This window comes from Rania fehmarnensis, from assembly GCF_056494185.1.
This window is the reverse complement of sequence record NZ_CM151398.1, coordinates 873,470-895,278: the sequence shown is the minus strand read 5'-3', so window position 1 is coordinate 895,278 and position 21,809 is coordinate 873,470. Positions and strand designations below refer to the sequence as shown.

Sequence of the window (21,809 nt, the reverse complement as noted above, 5' to 3'; positions counted from 1 at the left end):
TTTTTCCAATCATTCGATTCCAACTCCATCGAGGTCATGATGCAAAAAGTCGGCGTGTGCTGTGCGCTAGTTCTAGGATTAGTCGCACTGGGATGTAACAAGACAGGTGGCAAGTACGAAACGTACAAAGTAACTGGCAAGGTCCTGATGAACGGAAACCCAGTGCCCGGCGCTTCGGTAGCGTTTTCTCCAGTGACAACAGGTAAGCCAGCTGCACTGGGACAAACTGATACGCAGGGCGTCTACACTCTGACCACCTATGACGCAGGTGATGGTGCGGTCGAAGGCGAGTATAAGGTCATGGTTACCAAGTCCACGCCATCGGCCACGGCCGCTTCTAATACGCCTACTCACGATCCTACGGGCAAGAACAAAGTTGCGGTCCCAACCCACGGTGGTGGTGGTAAAGGTAAAGCGGTTGCCAGCGGTCACTTGCTGCCCGAAAAGTATGCTAAGGCTGCTACCACGCCAATCACCAAGACCGTGGCACCTAGTGACAACACAATCGACATTGCCTTGGAATAGTACTCGCACCCCATGATGTTCCATAGCTGGACCTGCCCAGGTTCAGTCCATTGTAGAAATGCCAAGCACTTACTGAGCCCTGGCGGGTCCAGCTACGGACACTTTTGGTCGTGAAGTCGAATAAGAGAAAAAGACAATCGACGGCCTCACCAGCGACTGACAATCGACTTCGTGGCCCATCTTCCCAGCCACGCTCAGGCATCCGCTGGCAATCCATTCTGGTCACGGCCGGACTGGCATCTCTCATTATCATCGTGGCCTTGGTTTGGTTCATGCCGGGCTACGATGAAAACTCGGATCCGGTTGTATTGGCCGCGCGCATTGCCCAGGCCAAACAATTACTTGAGAGCAAAAACTACTCGGCAGCAGAGCAACTGGCTGCGACCCTTCCGGCCGAGAGTCCGCTGTTTGAAGAGAGCCGCTTGTTAGCCGGCGAAGCGGCCACGCGCAATGGACGTTTGGTTGAAGCCTTGACGTATTACGGCCAGATCGCAGAAGGCACCTCCAAGGACGCCCTACTCGCGTCGTATGCCTCCGGCGAGATCTATCGCTCCCAAGCCCTGATGGCACCGTCGATCAAGGCTTACAGTTATGTTCTCGAACATGATCCTGATAATGCTCCCGCGCATGAACGCCTGGCTTTTCTGCTAGGTGTTACGCGACAACATTGGCAGGCGGCCCAGCATCATTTGGCCCTGGTGCGACTGCAAGCCTGGACACTCGATTCACTGGTGGTTCTCTCGGACATCGAACGCTCGATCGAACAACCAGCCTTCATTCAGCAGTGCGTGCAGCGCGCACCGAATGAACCGCTAACTTTGCTGGCCCAGGCCGCCGAGTATCTCTACGACGGAAAACGTGAGGAAGCTCGACCGCTGCTCGAGAAAGCGGTCTCGCTCGAATCCACGCTGCTCACCGCCCAAGCTTTACTCGGCGAGATCTTGCTCAAAGAAGACGACGCGGTGACGACGAAATGGAACGCTCAACTTCCGACCAGTGCTGAGAAACATCCAGACGTCTGGTACGTGCGCGGCATGCAGGCCCGGAGCGCTCAAGACCTCAAACTCGCCGCTGGTTGCTTTGCTCGAGCCGTACGCCTGGCTCCCGAACATCGCCGCGCATCTTATCAACTAGGTCAGTTGCTCACCCAGATTGGATTCGCACAGAGTCAACCATTCGTCGAACGCGCCAAACTACAAGCAGAACTCGGTCTCTTGCTGGACCAGGTACTGGCTTCGCGGGGACAGAACGAAGCTGCTGTTCAGCGCGTCACCGAGATTTGCGAGCAACTGGGCCGCGTGTGGGAAGCTTGGGCCTGGGCAACGACGGGTTCCAGGCTCTTTCCTACCGCAGCCTGGCCCATGCCAATCGTCCGGCGTCTGGCGCCGCAACTAACCCTAAACTTGCCACGCACCGCACCTCAAGCAGTGCTGGCTACTGCGGTCGATCTGAACGCGCTGGTCATAAGTGCTGAAGCCCACAACTGGTCAGGACGTTCCAGCAGTGCTACGCCACCGCCAACCGATGTCGTCACCAATACAAATACTCCAGTCGCTGCTCAAACCAAGCTTAGCTACCATCTGGAAGAAAGTGTGGGCATTGACTTCGTTTACCACAATGGTCCCGACCCGCAAACTCCCGGCGCTCGCATGTTCGAGCAAACCGGTGGCGGCGTTGGCGTGGTCGACTTTGATAACGATGCCTGGCCCGACTTGTACTTCACCCAAGGTTCAACCTGGAAGACGGGCGAAACGCAACCTACACCTGGTCCCGAGTTTCACGACACCGTTTATCACAACGTTGATGGTGTGCGATTTCAGCCCGTCACGGAACTAGTGCGCATCAGCGAGTTGAACTTCTCACAAGGTGTAGCCGTTGGTGATTACGACGCGGATGGATTTGATGACATCCTGGTAGGTAACATCGGCCCGTGCACGTTGTGGCATAACAATGGCGACGGCACGTTCAGCGAGGCGACTTCGCAACTTGGACCACAGCCCGATGCCTGGACCACCAGCGTGCTGCTAGCCGATCTGAATGGTGACACGATTTGCGATATCTTCAAAGTCACCTATCTCAAAGGCGCCGATGTTTATACGGCGATCTGCAATGGTAAGGGCTGTTCACCCAAAGGCTTCGAAGGAGAGGTCGATCAGTTGTTGCTTGGACGCGACGATGGCTCGTTTGAATTGCAAGACAATGCTTGCCCCACGGTGGATTCGAAAGGCATGGGTGTCGTCGCCTTGAAACTGGGGGACACGCCAGACCTGAGCCTATTTGTATCCAATGACCAGGTTGCCAATTTTCTACTGGTATCACAACGTAGCCTTGAGGGCAAAATACACTTCGATGACGAAGCGCTCGTCCGAGGAGTCGCGCTCAACGCCGATGGCTTGCCCATGGCAGGCATGGGCATTGCCGCTGACGACATCGACAGCAACGGTTTGCTCGATCTGCTGGTTACCAACTTTGCCAACGAAGCGAATACGTTGTATATGCAAGACAGTCCAGGATTGTTTGTCGATACTTCGCAAGTCTCAGGCATGCAGTCAGCCAGCTATGCCTATGTGGGTTGGGGGGCACAACTGATCGATGTCGATCTGGACGGCGATTCAGACTTGGTAATAGTCAATGGTCACGTCGATGACTATCGCGGTGAAGGTGGCATGTATGAAATGCCACCTCAACTCTTCAAGAACACCGGACGTGGTCGCTTTGTGTTAGTGCCTCAAGAGGAAAGCGGTAATTTCTTTGTCGGCAAGTTCTCGGCTCGCGGGATGGCCAAGCTCGATTGGAATCGCGACGGTCGAGTGGACCTGGTCGTCTCCAACATCGGCCAGCCGGCTGCGTTGGTTACCAATACGACTCAAACCTCAGGACATTTTCTAAACGTTCAGCTAGTCGGTACACAGTCTCCGCGGCAGCCACTGGGCGCTCAAATTAAAATTCGTTCCGCCAAGACTAGTTGGAGCAAGCAATTAACCGGCGGCAATGGATATCAAGCCAGCAACGAAAATCAACTGCAATTCGGTCTGGGCGATTCCCAAGTGGTTGATGAATTGACAGTCACCTGGCCAACAGGTGCAACACAAACCTTCGGCCCGTTGCCCGCAGATACGAACATTCAAATCGTCGAAGGCAGCGCTCACTTCGATTCAACTGCCATCCATTCTTCCTCTATTTCCACATCGGCCCCTGCATTGTGAACCCGCGTCGAAGCAAATCGCGATCGACTGCAACCGAAACTCCCGCACCAGTGCCTCCACCCAGACGCACATCCCGGCGAGCGATAGGCTTGATTCTTATTGGTGGACTGGTGGTGGTCGCAGGGCTTATTGGACGAAGTTACCTGAATCGTTTCTATTCAGCCCCGCTTAAACTGCAGTCGGCTTATGCCAACTGGGCGCAGGGTCAACATGCCGCGGCCGAAGAAGATGCCTGGCAAGCCTATCAACTCAATCCACAATTGACCGAAGCTGCCTTGTTTGCGGCTGAAGTCGCCGCCAACAATCAGCGTTTTGAACAAGCCATAACCTACGCTAGCCAAGTAACCAACGCGGATAATGCCGCGCGTTTGAAAGCGTATCAACTATTAGCCCACATCGCGCATCATCGCACCTACCAGCTGAGCCAGGCAGAAACCTACTACCGACTCGCATTAAGCGTGGATGCCAACGATGCCGAAGCTCAAACTGGGCTGGCAAATTTATTGGGTCTATGTGGCCGCAGGCCCGAAGCCGTACCGTTGGTCCTGAATCTAATCCGCACGGGTTCAGCCTCCGAGTTGCTGATGCTCCTCTCTCGCGAAGATACGGTGATCAACGATCAAGCATTGATCGAAAAGGCTCGAGAGGCCTCGCCCCAAGATCCGCTACCTCTCCTGGCCGAAGCGTGGCACTTAGCCGATGAAGGTCAACATGCACCAGCCATTGCCAAGTTGCGGGAGGCACACCAATTCAATCCTCAATTAGATGCCACCCAATTGCTGATCCTCAAGTACCTGGCAGCCAGCGGCCAGTTTGACGAATTGCGGGCTGAGTTAACCGGCCAAGTGTCAAACAGTCAACAGTTAGAAACCTGGGCGGAGTATTGGTTAGCTTGCGGACAGTTAGCCGAGTACGAGAGTCGCTGGCCAGAGGCGATTCGTTGTTACGGAGAAGCTGCGCTACGGGCGCCCGATTCCAAGTTGGCCATCGCCCGCCTGGCGGCGTTGTTGCATCAGCACGGCGAGGATCATCCAAAGTCTGGCGACTTCGGCTACGAGGCAACACGTCCAAAGTCTGGCGACTTCGGCTACGATGCGCGGGAAGCCGCCAAAGTCTTTGAAACTTATTCGCAAGATTTACAGCGACTGCGCGATGCGCAGGAGCAAGTCTTCTTTGCGGCCACGCCACCGGACTTTACGCGCATCGATAACATGCTGAGCGCCTATGTGAAGGTTGGGCGCATCTGGGAAGCTCTGGGTTGGTGCCGAACCGCCGGTGGATCCAATCCAAATTTGCAATCGCAATTGCGAGCCCGGCAAGGCGAACTGGAGAAACTTGCAACGACTCTCCCACTTACTCTCGTACCGACGGAACTTTCGCCCAGTCGCTATCTGAATCTATCGAAGTATCCTACCCCCACTTGGTCCCGGCAATTGTCACCTGTCGACCAACCATTGGCTGAAAACAATCTTGCCCCAGATACTGCTAAAGAATCCGGCGTGGCACTTGCCTTTCGCCTCGATTCAGCCAGTGTCGGCTTTGACTTCCGTTACCACAACGGTGTCAGCGGTACAGCTCAGCGACGCATGTACGAATTTCCGGGGGGTGGTATGGCCGTGTTAGATTTTGATCAAGACGGTCGGCCGGATGTGGCCTTTTCTCAAGGCACGCCCTGGCCACCTCCCACCGAACCATCCAAAGATCGTGACCAACTCTTGCGAAATATCGATGGCCAGCAGTTTCATGCTGTCTCTTCTGAAGCGATGGGTTATCAGCCGACTGACGGTTTCGGTCAGGGCATCGCAACTGGGGATCTCAACTCGGATGGATTCGCAGATCTGTATATCGCTCAGATTGGACAGAATCGCTTGCTCATCAACAATGGAGATGGCACGTTTCACGAGACGACTACCACGTCCAACATTGCCGACCACCAGTGGACCACCAGCTGCCTGGTAGCCGATTTGACGGCCGACGGTTTACCCGACGTCTACGATGTCAACTATGTTCAGGGCAGTGATGTCTTCGATCGAGTCTGCCTGGACCACACCGGTCAACCGGCGATGTGCATGCCCGGAGATTTCGAAGCTGCAACGGATAGGCTCTGGATCAATCAAGGCGATGGCACCTTTGTTAACGGTATTTCGCGACTGTCGACGCCACCCGGTGGTAAAGGCCTCGGATGTCTGGCATTCATGCAGCCTGGCTCGAGCGCTCTCAGCTTGCTAATTGCCAACGATACGACTCCCAACTTCTTGTATGTGCCCAGTCGTCACGAAGATGGGCAGTTGCAATGGACGGAATCAGGTGTGGCGGCCGGGCTGGCCTTTAGTGGCACTGGCAAGGCACAAGGTTGTATGGGTATTGCCACCGACGACATCAACGCTGACGGCCAGCTAGATTTTGTGATCACAAATTTCCTGAACGAGTCCAGTACGTTTTACAGTGGCCAGGCCGATGGCGTTTATCGAGACGAATCGCTGGCAGCCAGTTTGATCCAGCCTACCCGTTCTGTATTAGGCTTCGGCACGCAGTTTATCGATGTCGACAATGACGGGACCAGCGAATTGTTCATGGCCAATGGCCACATCGATGACCTGCGTCGGCGCAATGTTCCCTATCAGATGCCGCCGCACCTTTACCGTTACCAGCGCGGCAAATTTCAGTTGGTCTCACCTACGTTGCTCGACGACTATTTTCGGCAGCAGTGGCTTGGTCGGAGCGTGGTGCGCTTGGATTGGAATGCCGATGGTCGACTCGATTTGGCCATAGGTCATCTTGAGTCACCTTACACGCTGCTGACGAATACTACACCCTCGATGGGCCATTGGCTCAATATCCAGCTAGTCGGTACCAGCTCCAGTCGCGATGCCATTGGAACGCAGGTAACACTCACCGCTAAGGGCCTTCGCCAAACTCTGCAATTGACTGCAGGCGATGGATATATGAGCAGTAATCAGCGACAACTGCATTTCGGTTTAGGTACCGTCAATGAAATTCAACACATCGACATCCTTTGGCCCTCTGGGCAAACCCAACGCATTGAACAGACCAGCACCAACACTGACTTGCTAGTCGTTGAGCCCCCCGCGCTACCGTAGCGGAACGCGTCAAGCGTTTCGGGCACTGCTACTGCGTGGCATAGAACCTGGCGACGGACCGAATTTGCTCGTCGGTTAACTCCTCGGCTATGTTGTGCATGATGTGATGGCGTGGGCCGCCACCGCGGAGCTTTTCTCGAAAGAGATGAAGCTGACCAACCAGGTAGTCTGCCCGCTGGCCAACGAGCGATGGGTACGCTGCCGCCACATCGCTAACCGCTCCACTTGTGCTCAACGGATGACATGCATAACAGGCTCCAACTCGCTTTTTTGTATCGCCCGTTGTGATGAGCGATTCACCTATCTTGGTTTCGTCGGCGGCCAATTCGATGGATTGCTGCCGCGCCGGCTGAGATGCGAAGTAGGCAACTAGTTCTGTTATCTGTTCATCGGTTAGTTCTGCTGCGATGGGTCCCATGGTGCCGCTTGGCCGTTGCCCCGACCGATAACTCTGAAGCGTCTGTTCCAGATAGGCAGCTTTCTGTCCAGCCAGACTAGGAAAAGCGTGGCGACCTTGACCATCGCTGGCGTGGCACGACACACATCTATCGATAGCCACTTCTGGAATCGATAGGCCTTGCAACTGTTGTTGACGGGCCAGGCGTTGTTGGTCGATGCCAGCCAGGCGCTCGTAAGCCTCCGGACTAAGCGATGTATAGCTTTTTAAGAAGGCAACCACTGCCCATACTTCGTCATCGCGCTTGGCCGCGGGCCAAGCTGGCATGCCGGTGAACTTCACGCCATGCCGCACGATATAGAAGAGTTCTTCAGCCGTCCACTTGTTGAGTTCTTCGTCGAGCACCGAAGGATGGGGCGTCATCTGCAAGACGAAGCGACTAGGTGATGCACCAGGTATTCCGTGGCACCATGCACATCCAATATTAAAATGCCCAGCCCCACGCATCACCAAGGCTTCGTCGTCCAAGGGTGGAGCTTTGATGTTCAAACTGCCAGTGGCCACGGACCGCTCCATCGCAAACTCGAGCCCCCAAGCGGTCAGCGGCCAATGCCCAGAGCTCGCTTTAGCTGGCACCAATCCGCTCGAGACCACCACGCCAGCTAACACTGCGACGACGACGACGGCGGCTAAGAACCATTTGATGATTTTCATGTTTGTCATTTTCATCGTAACGCCGCCGTATAAGTTTCGATCGCACTCACGCTTTCGAAGATGATCGGCTACGACTCAGTGGTTCGCTACTGCGAGGTAAGCGGTGAGTGTTGTCGACAATTTGGCTAATCAATACTAACCCGCCGCTCAAATAGGCTATGCCACCCACGACCAACATGACTGCCCCGCCGAGATGTTGATCAGCCAGTAGTAGCAGGTCATCATCATCGTGAGAGTGGCGAAACAAAATTCGCGGCGACAGGGCGATCAGTGCTCCCAACAATGTCATATGCATCGAGGTCAGCAGCAGCGCCAATACGCCCGAACTGCGCCGTTCCACACGTGTATTGTCATCGCATCCACCGAAGGCAGCTTGCCACAGCCACCACCCCACCAGCGCAAACGACAATTGTTCAAACATGAACCCGGCCGTTGTGTGTCGTGCCCAATGGTGAAAATAGGGCGCATGCCACAACCATACCAAAATCATCTCGGCGACCGAGGCCAGCACCGGCGGAAACAAACCTGGTTTGAAACGCACGGGATCGACGCGTGTGCCCGCCAGGCCAATGCCAATCAGCGGTGCTGCGACCGCTACGACCAACATGTGCAAAGTCATGTGCGCTGTAAACGAACTGTGAGCCGCCTGGGGTAGTGGACCCAGCCAACTTGTCAGCAAGATTACGGCACCGATGACGGCCAGAGCAACCTTGCTCATTGACATCTCCCTACAAACACGGCAACCAATCCTACGAATATAGTGGCGATCGCACTCAGGCCCGACAAGAGCAGCATGGCGAATCCCAGGAAGCTGTGCCGATCTTCGTGCGTGTCTTGGTCATGCGGACCATGTGGAATCAAGCGGGCGCGATATCGACGAAATCCAACTACGCCCGTGGCGGCGATAGCCAGCAGCGCCATCACGGTGTAGATCAACATGGCCCACCGAACCCAGCCCAGAGACGCGCCACCACCACTGTACTTGGCACACCAAATCGCAGCGGTTAGATAACAAGCCAGGAAATGAGCCGCCCACACACTCGGCGCAATGGCCAGGACCCACACACTTTCAGCGATTTCCGGTTTGTGGTTCATGGCTGCACCTTCAGCTGACTTGAGGAAAACCGGCCACGACTGCGACTGTGACGACGACCGTTAGCAGAAGAAAGTGCCAATACAAAGTTACATTCACGATGTCCGCATCGTAGTTGGCTGTCATCTTTCCCCATGCGCGACGTGCCAGGCAATACATATTCATCAGCAAGGCCAGTGCCAAGTGAATTACGGTCCATCCGACTAACACCCACACGATGGCATCGTAGACATGGCGCTCCGGATCGAGGCCTTCGCGCAGCGGTCCACTGATAAGAGCGACACTCGCAGCTAACGTGAGACCAATCGTCAATGTGCATAAGACATAGAACAACAGCGCGCGATCAACTCGATTGGACCAGCGACTGCCTAAATTGGTCAGCCAGGCCAAAACGCTCAAGCCTGCAGCCCACAAGTACCATGCGACACCGGTATGCACTGTTTGTGGAGGTGGAAAATCATCGTGAATCGTCCAGTAGAAGAAGTACGCAAACACGAGCGACAAGTAGGCGGTCATGTCCCCGAGCATCGTAATGAACATGGCCCACCAACCAACCGCTTGCGGACCCGATACGTAGAGCGGTGCGATGTGGCCCAATCCCACGTGTTTGCTGGGCTTCTCTGGAATGCGAGCTGTGCCAGTCCACAGCCATGCCAGCATCGTACCAATGGCCAGGATGCCGCTGATCGATGTGATCCACCACCAATGGTAAGTGGCTGCAATGAATACTCCGCCGGTAAATATGGCGGACCAAAATGTCAACCAACTGGGGCCAGGCACGCGCAAACAGTAAACGATGTTGGCATCAACGGTCGAGGTAACCAACGTCTCACGCTGACCCTCTTCGGCGTCTGGTAGATAAAACTTTCCTTCATCGACATCTCGCACAAAATCTGGCTGTTCCCACAACGGGTAACGGCTATCGATCTCTGGGATCGAGCGTACGCCCCAATTTCGGCCGGGCATTTCAGTCAACCACTCCAGCGTACCTGCATTCCACGGATTGCGATCAGACCATTTGGCACGCTTGCGCGGGCGCAAAAAATCGAACAAGCAGAGAAACAAACCTGCGGCCAGAACGAAGGCCCCGATCGTCGAAATCAAATTCAAGGTTTCAAAACCCAGACCGGCCGGATACGTGAATACTCGGCGTGGCATCCCCAGCAGTCCCGTCCAATGCATCGGCATAAACGTGACATTGAAGCCCACAAAGGACAACCAGAAGGCTACGGTACCAATCCTCGTCGACAACTGGCGACCAGTGATACATGGATAAAAGTAATAGATACCCGCCAGGATTGGAAAAATGGTTCCACCCACCAGCACATAGTGCAAATGGCCCACAACGAAGTAGGTATCGTGCGCTTGAAAATCAAACGGCGCCACCGCCACCATCACTCCGGTCAGTCCCCCCAAGATAAACGTGGCCATGCCGCCAAAGATGAACAACATAGGCACAGAGGCTTGCACGCGGCCGACCAAGAGCGTCGCCAGAAAGCAAAACAGTTGAACTCCGGTCGGAATAGCCACGGCCAGCGAGGCGGCTGAAAAGATCCCGATCGATATGCCGGGCAAGCCTGTGGTGAACATATGATGCACCCACAATCCAAAACTTAAGAAGCCCGTGCCCACTGCCGCTAATACGATCCAGGTATAACCCACGATCGGCGTGCGCGCAAAGGTCGGGACGATCATGGCCACCAGCGCAATCGATGGCAGAAAAACAATGTAGACTTCCGGATGACCGAAGATCCAAAACAAATGCTGCCACAACAACGGATCGCCACCACGTGCTGGATCAAAGAAAGGCCAATTAAACGCGCGTTCCAGCTCCAGTAGTATGTCGCCGGCAATTAAAGGCGGAAAGGCAAACAAGATCATCGCGGCCACCACCAAGATGTACCACGCGTAGAGCGGTATCAGGTTGACACGCATGCCAGGTGGACGACATTTTAGAACGCCTACAATTAGCTCTACCGCAGCGGCCAGTGACGATATTTCGATGAACGACAAACCCAGCAGCCAAATGTCGGCCCCCAACCCTGGCTGATAACTGGACGTCAGGGGCGGATACATAAACCAGCCGCCGCGCGGCGCCGCGCCAAAGAACAGCGATCCGCAAACAAACACTCCGCCAATCAAGTAACACCAGAAGCTGTAGGCTGACAGTCGCGGGAAGGGAAGATCACGCGCGCCCAACATTTGCGGCAGCAACAATATGGAGATGGCTTCGAAGATGGGCACGGCGAACAGAAACATCATCACCGAACCATGCATGGTGAAGATTTGATTGTACTGATCGGCGGATAAGAATCGATTGTTGGGCACTGCCAGTTGAATTCGCATCAAGAGGGCGAGTATGCCCGCAAAGAAGAAGAACCCAAAGGCGGCTAACGTGTACCACAATCCTACCTGGCTATTGTTAACCGCTGACCAATATCGCCAACCGCGAGGTACGGCCCATACGGCGCTTAGTCGACCCGCTTGTTCTTCGGCCAATGCGGCTCCACTGACGTCAGGTTCGGAGACTGGAGCGCTCATTGCAATTGCTCCAGGTACGCAGCCAGATCCGCCAGCTCAGCCTCGCCCAGCGCCTTGAAGTTCGGCATATGAACTCCCGGCTTGAGATGCTCGGTCGAACGCAACCAAGCGGCAATGGATCGATGATCGTTCGGAAAAAGGCCCGCACCGAGAGTCAGGCGACTGCCGAAGTGCGTTAGATCAGGACCAACTCTGCCTGTGGCACTCGTGCCGCGAACGGTATGACAAGCCCCACATCCGTTGGCTTGAAAGAGTAATTGCCCACGCTGCCCAGCCTGGTCGCTCGGCGCATGCGCATTAGATACTTGATGCATCAACCATTTTTCGAAGTCGGCCGCCTCCAGGATCTGCACATCAAAATTCATCAAGGCATGCGAGTCACCGCAGTATTCGGCACATGCGCCCCGAAACCGACCCGTGCGAAACGGGTGCACTGTCAGGTGAGTCACACGACCAGGGATCATATCGACTTTGCCAGCCAGAGCTGGGATCCAGAATGCATGGATAACGTCGTGAGAACGCAAGCGAAATTCGACTGGCCGATCAACTGGAATACAGATCTCGTTCGCAGTCTCGAACTCCTGACTATCCGAGGGCTGGTTTTCGCCAGCCAGGTAGTTAACACGCCACCACCACTGCACACCTTCGACTTCAATCACCATCGAACCGGCTGCCGGTCGGGCCAGCAGCGGCGGCAACATCGCGAGCCCAAAACAGAGGAGCACAGTCAGTATGATGGTAGGAAAGAGTACACCCCCGCCGATCACTACCCACGCGGTAATGTTCTGATAATGCCGTCCGCGTTTGGCAAAGATGGCATAGTAGCTCAGGCCAATCATCACCAACCAGACGACAATGGCCCCCCCGAACATCCACCACCACAGCCTTGCGATTTCTCGGGCATGATACCCAGCGGGATCCAGCGCCGACTGCGGGCCAGCGCAGCTGCAAAGTTGACACAGTAGTACGGCAAGCAGACAACGACCTGCCCACTGGCCAACCAAGCTGAATGGCGGCACATCGTCTCCACTTCCACGGCCCTCGAGAAATCACCCGTGGCGGCCTACAGGCAAGTTATGTACCACTGCTCTCAGGGATACCTTACATCTTCAAGGCTCTGTGCTGGGATTCTCCTACATTCCGAAAGGCAACGATGCAGAGAAAACTTGCGATTGCTCAGAACTGCCTTCATGCAGGATTATGGGGTGAAATTTACTTTGGAGTAAATTCTGCGGGTCATCTTAGTCTGGCACTATATAAGCATTGGCGACCGCAGCCGAATTCGCGATATGCGCATAGCGGCTGCATGCTATAGCCACCGCCTTCCTGTGTTCGCGAATCAATGGCCCTCGGGGAGCGCTCGATATCCGACCATGGGATTTTTGACGACCCCCTAGTTGCAAAATGCTCAATTTCGATCATCCAGGATAAATTGCGACCGAAGCCCGATTCGATCTATGCGTACAGACGCCCCAAAGCCACTCAGCCAGCCTTTGGAAATCAATCTACGATCGCCATGCAGTCCGAACTCAGTCCTCCATCAACCATTGGTTTGATCGACCAGGCACCGCGGGGCAGTGCGCGGCTGTCGATGAAGCAGGTCCATCAGATTGTCAGCGACTATTACAAACCGCAGCCCTGGATCTATTGGACCGACTTTCTGACTTCATTTTTTGTGGCTGTGGCCGCATACTTTCTCACGCCCAGACTGCCGCTGCTCTCAGCTGCGCAAATCCTGAGCTATGGCGTGAGCGTAATCCTCTTTTATCGCTCGGCTCTTTTCATTCACGAGATCGTTCACTTTCCGCGCGGCACCATGCGCGGCTTTCGCATAACTTGGAATCTGCTGTGCGGCATTCCGTTTTTGATCCCGACGTTTACCTACTACACGCATCTTGATCATCACGTGCGCCGGCACTTCGCTACCCATCATGACGGCGAGTACCTCCCGTTGGCTTCACGCAATCCTTGGCTGTGGTTGTACTACTTTTCACAGCCGCTGTTTATGCCTGGGATGGCGATCACTCGCTTTATGTTCTTATCACCCTTGGCATGGATGAACTCGCTGGCATATCGCTTGACGGTTTCGCGAGCCAGTTCGATGGTGATCGATCTGAGTTACCGCCGACAGTTGCCCAACCAGCGAGACCGACGCATCCTGCGCCTCCAGGAAGTCGCTTGCTTCGCCTTATGTTGGTCGGTAGCTCTGTGGCTGCTATTGGTCAATCAAGAACCGTTGACCTACTGGAACATTGTGCAGATTTATTTCACTTCGGTGGGCGTGCTGACTTTGAACCACTTGCGGACCCTTGGTGCCCATCGCTACACGAATCTCGATCGACACGAAGTCAGCTTTGAAGAGCAACTACTTGACAGCGTGAATTACCCGGATTCATGGTTGGCGGAAATTGCAATGCCGGTGGGCTTGCGGTACCACGCCCTTCATCATCTTTGCCCTGCCCTGCCCTATCACAATCTCGGCCGAGCCCATCGCCAGTTGATGCGCGAGCTGCCGGCAGATTCGATCTACCGGCAAACCAACAGCCCCAGTCTCTGGGCATCCGTCAAGCGACTCTGCAGTTAAGAGAGCGTATCGTTGTTAACTCTCCGAGCCACCGGCTCTTTGGAGCTGGCATTAGCTGAACAGGAGACGGCAGAGTTGGGCGCGGCGCTCCATGCCTTCCAGGGCGCGTTGGCAGCGTTCTGCCTCGCTCCAGCTAGCACGGATCTCGCGGAGCTGTCGCAGAATCGCACCGCGTTCTCGTTTTGATACGGATCGAGCGGACGATTCCATCGTCAGCGTATCGACCGGGATTCTTTTAGTTTGTCGAGAACGTGTTGTCGTTTTCATGGCTTTCTCCTCAGCTCAAAAAAAGCTCTCCCGTGTCAGACTGAAAGGTTTGGCTGCTTGCATTGCACGAAGCAACTGATGCGGTCCACCCAATGCAACGCGCGTACCAAAAACTTCTCGCATGCTGGTAGATGGAGCGATAGAATGTCTCCTTTCTGCTCCGCACTGGGAATTGGACTATCGCGGAGCGGCACTTGCTTATCAGCTTGGCGTACGCTGACTGACTGCTGGCCTTTCGCAGAGCGAAAGGAGACTATGGCTGTCGTGGACCGATACTAGTTTCGCGGACCGAAGGGAGACGCTGCCTTTCGCGGAGCGAAAGGAGACAATGCCAAGATGAAACGTCTTGGGTTTGCTAACTTATTCGCTTGTGGCTTGGTCGGTTATGCGGTGGCTTGGTGCTGCTTGCAGTATCCTGGCGGCTACGATGCCTTGCTGGTCCTGGTGCGAGCTCTATTGATAGCTATGGGCATGGCGCTCGCGGCTACGTTTGTGTGGTGGCTGCTGTTCCACCGCCGCTTGCGTGTAAAGACATTGGTGATCAGCGCCCCATTGGTAGTTGGCGTACTAGCTGTACCACTACCGTATTATTCGCTAAGCCATTCAGTTCAGCAAACTCTCAAACAGGTTGGTGTCCGGTATCGTGTAGAACCGGTCGGCTTCGCGCAGACCCTGCATCGATTTGCCTGTGAGCTGTTGTGTTTGGATTCCTCCGAGCTCTTTGCATCGGAGCCCACCTGGATCGAAGTTGACCTGGCCACGGTTCGCCAAGATCAGTTGGATCGCATCGACGATCTGGATCACTTGAAAACCGTCGTAGTTCAGAAGCGGCGATTCGGTGCTGTGCTGCAAACTAACTTGATACGCTGGCTCGATCGGTTGCCATCGGCGACGCGTTTGGCAGTAGCGATAGAGGATTCAGAAACTGCCGACCTGCTGCAGCTGCAAACATTGACTCACCCCATCACATCGCTGAGCCTGAGTCGCCACCAGATGACGCCCGATAACGTCTGTCGCGCGACATCACTACCGCTGGATATACTACTGTTCTATGAGATTAATTTTCCTAAAGAATTCACTTGGAGGTCGCATGCTCGACCGGCCTCTGAGTCAGCTTTGTCGCTGCATGTAAACCACTCGAAACTCACTGGCAGTCAACTAATAGCGCTGGTTCAGATGTCCGCATGCCAATCGCTGTCATGCGATTGGTTACCGACGGATTTAACGGTGGACGAATGCGTGAGGCTGTCGCAAGTATCGCATTTATCCAGTATTACGTTGGGCGATATGCCATTGACCATTGAGCACTTGATGCCTTTGGTAGCCAGCCATCAGCTGAAAACATTTATGATTAGCGGGACAAACTTGACCAATGACCAGCTGCTGGAGTTGCAAGCTGTGTTTCCTGAAGGCAGCAATCGTCGCATTCGAAATCAGCAGGGCCGCAGCGTTCAATTGGGTGATGTCGGTCGCCGACGCTAATTGGCGGGTGACTTGGCCAATGGAGAACAGGTTATAGTAGCCGCAAGCCGTTCTCACTCGCTTAAGGTTCGCCTGAGGTACTCGTGACGTCGCGGCTGGCTATTCTGCTATCACTAATGGCTGGCATGTTGGCCGCAGCCATTTACTTCCGAAGTTCCCGAGTGGACTCGCATATGGCCATGCTCGAGTTGCTCGACGCAGTTCAAGTGCGAACGCCGCTTGAGAACAAGTTTCTCGGCAGTGTCGATCTAGAAAAAGTAAACGCGCAGCTCGCCAGCGCCAGTTCGGCTGCCGAACGTTTGAACCTGCTGTGGGAACGCCCGCCCATCTTGCTTCGGCTAGGCAAGACGGATGAAGCCCTGTCCGATTTGCAGGAAATTGCTCAATTAAGCCAATCTTTCCGCGGTCAACTCACACCGGCTGAGATGAGCAGTTTTGAGATCGACCTGTTCTATAATTTGGCGATTGCCAATCTACGGAAAGGTGAGACGGAGAACTGTGTTTTCTGTCGTACTGGCGAAAGCTGCATTCTGCCTATTCAGGGAGAAGGCGTTCATAAAAAGCGTAAAGGTTCCGAAGCCGCCCTGCCTCATTTGCTGGAAGTACTGAAACGCAGACCAGATCACCTCTCGGCACGTTGGCTGTTGAACGTCGCCCATATGACTCTGGGAACTTATCCCGCAGGTGTCCCCAAAGAGTTTTTGATCGATCCCCAGCGATTCTCTTCTGAGATAGAGTTTCCACGTTTTCCCAACGTGGCCGGACACGTGGGACTCGATACCTTCGGCCTGGCTGGGGGAGTGGCCATCGATGACTTTGACGGTGACCAGTTGATGGATGTCATCGTTTCCGACTGGAACACGTCCGCCGCATTGAAGTTCTTTAAGAATACTGGCGATGGCAAGTTCCAAGATCGCAGTCGCGAAGCGGGATTGGCCGGCATGTATGGTGGATTGAACTTACGACACGTCGATTATGACAACGATGGAGACTACGACCTGTTCGTACTCCGAGGCGGCTGGATGGATCCGGAGACCCTGTGCGTAAACTCGCTCTTGGCCAATGACGGTAAAGGTGTTTTTCGAGATGTTACTTTCGATGCTGGCCTGGCTTCATTAAACCATCAGACGCAAACTGCTGAATGGGCCGACTTCGACAACGATGGTTGGTTGGACGTGTATGTCGGTAACGAGAACCATGCCAACCAGCTCTTTCGTAACAATGGCAGAGGGTCCTTCGAAGACGTAGCGGCCCAAGCAGGTGTAGAGAATGGACTCTACACCAAGGGAGTCAGCTGGGGTGATTACGATAACGATAATTATCCTGACCTATACGTTTCGAATCTCGGCGATGTAAACCGATTGTACCACAACAATCGCGATGGCACATTTACCGATGTAGCCAATCAATGCCAAGTTGATCAACCTCTGCAGAGTTTTCCGGTTTGGTTTTGGGATTACAACAACGACGGCGCGCAGGACATCTTTGTGGCCGGTTATGACTTGCGCCAAGGCGTTGAGAGTTTCGCCGCAGACTTCCTGGACCTGCCGCATACTGCTGATCGCGACTATCTGTATCAGGGTGATGGCCAAGGCCACTTTGTCGAAGTGGCTAAAGAGAAAGGGATAGGTAAGGTAACGTTGCCGATGGGTTCCAACTTTGGCGACATCGATGGCGATGGTTACTTGGACTACTACCTGGGCACCGGTTATGTGTCCTACGATGCGCTGGTTCCAAATCGCGCATTTCTCAATCAAGCTGGCCAGAGGTTTGTGGATGTCTCGATGGCGGCCGGCCTGAGCCATCTTCAGAAAGGTCACGGAGTTTCTATCGCCGATCTTGACGCCGACGGCGACAATGACATTTTTATCGTGATGGGCGGCGCGTACCCGGGCGATGGGTTTACCAATGCTCTCTTTCGCAATCCAGGTTTCGGCAATCGCTTTCTGAACGTCAAACTGGTTGGCGCCAAGACCAATCGATGTGCCATCGGAGCCAAGATCCATGTGACGATCCGCGAGCATGGCCAATCGCGCTCGATCTATCGCTGGATCAACACGGGCGGCAGCTTTGGCGGCAACCCGTTTCAACAACAGCTTGGCTTAGGCAAAGCCGATCAGGTCGAATCGCTGGAAGTCACCTGGCCCACTTCAGGTATCGTTCAAAAAGTGAGTGACATCAAGCTCGATAGCACCATAGAGATTATCGAGAAGTGATGTGTGGTGCCTTCGCTGCCCAACACCTTCGCTTGGGTACCGCCGCCCATGCGTGCGGGTTGCGTGCGGGGGACAGACCCGCTACTCGCCAAGTGTCTGCCCCCGGCCGAGCCGTCCCGCTTGCTCAAGTCTCTCACACCGGACGTCTGTCCCCCGATCTTGAGCGCGCGAGCCCGGGGACACACCACCGGTCTTTTTGCTAGCGTTACCCATGCGTGCAGGGACAGACCCGATGCTCGCCAAATGTCTGTCCCTCGCCGAGCCGTCCGGCTTGCTCAAATCTCTCACACCCGACGTCTGTCCCCCGATCTTGAGCGCGCGAGCCCGGGGACACACCACCGGTCTTTTTGCTAGCGTTACCCACGCGCGTGCGGGGACAGACCGGACAGACCCGGTGCGCGTCAAGTGTCTGTCCCCCGCCGAGCCGCCAGGTGTCTGTCCCCCAGCCAATCCGCTCCGCCAGCTCAAGTCTCTCACACCCGACGTCTGTCCCTCGATTCTGAGCGAGTGAACGCGGGGACACACCACGATCGTTGCGCATGGAGTAGGTGACTGTGGGCTGGCGCTAGTTTTCGAAGATCATCGTTTGGTCGATAGCTGGTTCATCGTGCTTCGTACTTTGCGCGAGTGAACCGGCTGTTAGATTCACGACCGATGTCGTAGTAGCATTTCCGCTGGTTGGACGTTGGCGGCGATCGTGATTGGTCCACCAGGCTTCGGCATCGAGCAGAGTCCAGGAGTCTTGTGGCTGGCATCTGAACAGCATTTGTGCTAGATCGCGGGCTGTTTGTGGTCGACGAGCTCGCGACTTTTCCAAGCAACTCAGCAACACATCTTCGAAAGCGGGTGATACCGCGACGTGGGCTCGTTGACTGGGTGGAATGGGCGATTCGGTTACATGCTTCTGCAATAGGTCGACTACGTTGGCGGCGTCGAACACACTCTTGCCGGTTATCAAAAAGTAGCCGACAGCACCCACCGCGTATAGATCGCTACATGCGTCAACCAAAGTAGGCGATTGGATGGCTTCAGGTGACATATACAGCGGCGTACCCGCCAGACCGATTTCGTTTTGATTAGTATCGACATGCTTGACCAAGCCAAAGTCCAAAACCTTGACGACATCGGGCTGTCCGCCACGACGATTAATCATGATGTTGGCGGGCTTAATATCGCGATGCACCAGTCCTTGAGCATGAGCTTCAAAGAGTGAACCGCAGATTTGTCCCAGGATCTGGATGACCCGTGCCTCTGGCTGCGGCCCATACTGATCGACGAGTGTTTGTAGATCGATGCCATCCAAATACTCCATGGCATAGTAGAAGACACCCTCAGGAGTGCGGCCAAAATCATAAATGGCAATGGTGTTGGGGTGGTTCAACTGACTGGTGATTTGTACTTCGTGTTCGAATCGGGCAATCGCCGAATCGTTCATGACTTCAATGTTCAGGAGCTTGATGGCCGTGGGTCGGCGCATCATCGCGTGGTAACCTTTGTAGACAACGCCCATGGCACCGGCGCCCAGCTTGTGTTCGAGCTTGTACTGCCCAAGTTCTTGCGCCTCGATCGCGGCCTTGCGTGCTTCGCGTTGCATTCGATTCACCACCAACGTAAAGACGAAGATCGCGATGGAAGCGGTGACTAACATCACATACAACGACCAAAAGACACGCGATAGAATCGTCAACGGCCGATAGGCTTCGTCCATATCGATCTCGGTTGCAATTCCGATCTGATACTCATTCAGCCAAGTCCAAGCCGAAACTCGTTCGGGCAAACGTCATATGCGCACCGGGCCTACGGGAACTTGAGGAGGTATCCTTCCCCCTGCGCCAAAACTTCGGATTCATAATGGGTCCAACGAGCCGATCGGGCAGCAGCCGTTACACAAAATTCCAACACCTTCCACTTTAATTCAAGTGGTGCACAAGGTGTAGGGAATCCCCATTGTTTAATGTTTAGTCAGTCAAGCGAGGGAGTGGAGTTCGGGCAAATCGCCGGTCTCAGAAGGTGGACGCGTCCAGGCGCTTATCGGCGGACTGGGGCAATGATCTTAGATGACCGGTCAGCCTGCAAATACAGTGTATTGACCGCGGTCACGGCATTGGACGGAAAGTCGATCGTCAAAGCTTCACCAGTATTTGGGTTGGGTTCATAAAACGGCGCTCCGGTAGCCGCTACGGTGACGCGAATCCGATGGCCGCGATTGAAGATCTGACTGATCCACCCCACATCAAAGGCGACTTTCGCAGTCTGGCCTGGCTGCATGAAGACTTCTTTCTCAAAGCCGTCGCGGTATCGCAAGCGGCGAACGTAATCGACTAGCAAGATCGATCGACCGTCGGGATACACATCGCACACGCGCACGATGACGTCTGTGTCTTTGGCCGTCGAGGCCAGAAAGAGTTCCGTTTTGACTTTGCCAGTCCACTCCACGGGGGACTCGAGCACTGCCGATGTAAAGGTAAGTACTTGAGATTGCTTTTCAAAGTCACGCGCGTCCTGGGCGCCTGGAAAGGCGCGACCGGGTATTTCACAGGGATGATACGGATCGGCTTGAAACTCGCGACTACCCGATTTCTCCTTGGGCGCTTCTAGAGTCAAACTGCCGTCAGCATGCAAATGGTAATCCGTGGCTGTCGCGGATACTGGCCAGTCGTCAACGTTACGCCAGATGTTTCCCGGCGCATCGACTTCACCGGTGGCTCCCATCACATAGTAACGCACGGTGGGATCATGCTGCGCGCCGGTGTCGATACCTTTCAAGTGGTAATCAAACCACCGTACCAAGCTCTGCTGGCGATCTAAAATGGCGTTCTCAGGGAAGACTAAATCGTTGATGCGATTGTCTTTATTGCCGCCATGTAGCCATGGACCTATCAGCAACTGTTGCCGACCTCGCGACTTTTCGCCTGCGTGATGCTGGCGTCCAATGAAACTCTCGACAGAACCTTGGCACATGAAATCGAACCAACTGCCAAGCGTAAAGCAGGGGACGTTCATCTTGTCGAAGTGCAGACTGCAATCTTCTTCTCGCCAATAGTCGTCATACGTGGGATGAGCGAACCAATCTTTCATCAGCAACCGATTGTGTTCGGGTACCCGACAGACAGCATCCATCTGTTTGAATCTTTCAGGCCGCGTCGTACCACCAATGCGATAACCTTCCTGATACAAACTCAAACCTGTATCGGTCATGTATTGGGCAACCAAATGCGGTGGTTGCGTGACGGCTAGAAAGTTCTGCGCATAGCCGGCCTGTGAGCCACCCATCGTACCGACCTTACCCGTTGACCACGCTTGCGCGGCCAACCACTCGACCGAATCATAACCATCCTTCAATTCGCCCCAGCCGAGTGCTCGATAGCCAACCCAGGTTCCTTCCGAGAGATGCGTACCGCGAAAGTTCTGAGCGGCCACCACATATCCAGCCTCAGCCAATTGAGCAAAGGCTTTGCGGGAACCGGCACCGCGAATATCCGCATAGCGCTGCTCGTAGATAACCGGCCACGGCCCATCGCCCGGCGGAAAATAGAGATACGTCGACAGCCGATTGCCATCGCGCATCGGAATCATTTCGTGCTTTTCAGTTACAGTGCCCAGGTCCACCGCAACTTCCTGGCCCGGCGCCGATGTCAGCAATAACCAGCCTGCCATCCACCAACCTATCCAGCGGACCATCG

The 21,809-nt window shown here is 54.7% G+C and carries 14 protein-coding genes; 6 read left to right on the top strand and 8 right to left on the bottom strand.

Features of this window, described 5'->3' with window-relative positions; all coding sequences use genetic code 11:
• Positions 1 to 36 precede the first annotated feature (36 nt).
• From SH573x_RS02805 to SH573x_RS02795, 3 genes are all read left to right on the top strand, one after another.
• Positions 37 to 525: a hypothetical protein gene (locus SH573x_RS02805; protein ID WP_479352787.1), complete on the top strand. Its 489-nt coding sequence runs from the start codon at positions 37 to 39 to the stop codon at positions 523 to 525.
• 110 nt (positions 526 to 635) lie between these two features.
• The gene (locus tag SH573x_RS02800; protein ID WP_479352786.1) at positions 636 to 3,731 is read left to right on the top strand and encodes a CRTAC1 family protein; all 3,096 of its coding nucleotides are present in this window, start codon (positions 636 to 638) and stop codon (positions 3,729 to 3,731) included.
• On the top strand, positions 3,728 to 6,832 hold the full coding sequence (locus SH573x_RS02795; protein ID WP_479352785.1) for a CRTAC1 family protein: 3,105 nt from the start codon (positions 3,728 to 3,730) through the stop codon (positions 6,830 to 6,832). The genes SH573x_RS02800 and SH573x_RS02795 overlap by 4 nt, the downstream gene beginning before the upstream one ends.
• A gap of 28 nt (positions 6,833 to 6,860) precedes the next feature.
• On the opposite strand, the gene SH573x_RS02790 is transcribed toward SH573x_RS02795, so the two are convergent.
• From SH573x_RS02790 to SH573x_RS02765, 6 genes are read right to left on the bottom strand one after another with little or no spacing between them, the layout of a single operon-like run.
• Positions 6,861 to 7,943 (bottom strand): c-type cytochrome, encoded by a 1,083-nt coding sequence (locus SH573x_RS02790; protein WP_479352784.1) that lies wholly within the window; start codon positions 7,941 to 7,943, stop codon positions 6,861 to 6,863.
• Between the two features lie 46 nt (positions 7,944 to 7,989).
• Complete coding sequence (locus SH573x_RS02785) at positions 7,990 to 8,661, bottom strand: cytochrome c oxidase assembly protein (RefSeq protein WP_479352783.1); 672 nt, start codon at positions 8,659 to 8,661, stop codon at positions 7,990 to 7,992.
• Positions 8,658 to 9,038, bottom strand: a complete 381-nt coding sequence (locus SH573x_RS02780; protein WP_479352782.1) for a transmembrane prediction — start codon at positions 9,036 to 9,038, stop codon at positions 8,658 to 8,660. Before SH573x_RS02780 ends, SH573x_RS02785 begins: the two co-directional genes overlap by 4 nt.
• Before the next feature lie 10 nt (positions 9,039 to 9,048).
• Positions 9,049 to 11,535, bottom strand: a complete 2,487-nt coding sequence (gene ctaD, locus SH573x_RS02775) for a cytochrome c oxidase subunit I (protein WP_479356860.1) — start codon at positions 11,533 to 11,535, stop codon at positions 9,049 to 9,051.
• A gap of 38 nt (positions 11,536 to 11,573) precedes the next feature.
• Entirely contained in the window at positions 11,574 to 12,449 is an 876-nt protein-coding gene (coxB, locus tag SH573x_RS02770) for a cytochrome c oxidase subunit II (RefSeq protein WP_479356858.1), read from the bottom strand.
• Complete coding sequence (locus tag SH573x_RS02765; RefSeq protein ID WP_479356881.1) at positions 12,416 to 12,598, bottom strand: hypothetical protein; 183 nt, start codon at positions 12,596 to 12,598, stop codon at positions 12,416 to 12,418. The genes coxB and SH573x_RS02765 overlap by 34 nt, the downstream gene beginning before the upstream one ends.
• A gap of 411 nt (positions 12,599 to 13,009) precedes the next feature.
• On the opposite strand from SH573x_RS02765, the gene SH573x_RS02760 reads away from it, so the two are divergent.
• The 3 genes from SH573x_RS02760 to SH573x_RS02750 all read left to right on the top strand — a co-directional run bounded on the left by SH573x_RS02760 (position 13,010) and on the right by SH573x_RS02750 (position 18,126).
• On the top strand, positions 13,010 to 14,161 hold the full coding sequence (locus tag SH573x_RS02760) for a fatty acid desaturase family protein (protein WP_479352780.1): 1,152 nt from the start codon (positions 13,010 to 13,012) through the stop codon (positions 14,159 to 14,161).
• A 603-nt stretch (positions 14,162 to 14,764) separates the two neighbouring features.
• Positions 14,765 to 15,910: a hypothetical protein gene (locus tag SH573x_RS02755; protein ID WP_479352779.1), complete on the top strand. Its 1,146-nt coding sequence runs from the start codon at positions 14,765 to 14,767 to the stop codon at positions 15,908 to 15,910.
• Between the two features lie 83 nt (positions 15,911 to 15,993).
• A complete protein-coding gene (locus SH573x_RS02750; RefSeq protein ID WP_479352778.1) occupies positions 15,994 to 18,126 on the top strand; it encodes a CRTAC1 family protein in 2,133 nt (710 codons plus the stop codon).
• Between the two features lie 565 nt (positions 18,127 to 18,691).
• On the opposite strand, the gene SH573x_RS02745 is transcribed toward SH573x_RS02750, so the two are convergent.
• Positions 18,692 to 19,903: a serine/threonine protein kinase gene (locus SH573x_RS02745; RefSeq protein WP_479352777.1), complete on the bottom strand. Its 1,212-nt coding sequence runs from the start codon at positions 19,901 to 19,903 to the stop codon at positions 18,692 to 18,694.
• Positions 19,904 to 20,154: 251 nt separating this feature from the next.
• Positions 20,155 to 21,807: a CocE/NonD family hydrolase gene (locus SH573x_RS02740; RefSeq protein WP_479352776.1), complete on the bottom strand. Its 1,653-nt coding sequence runs from the start codon at positions 21,805 to 21,807 to the stop codon at positions 20,155 to 20,157.
• Positions 21,808 to 21,809: the final 2 nt, after the last annotated feature.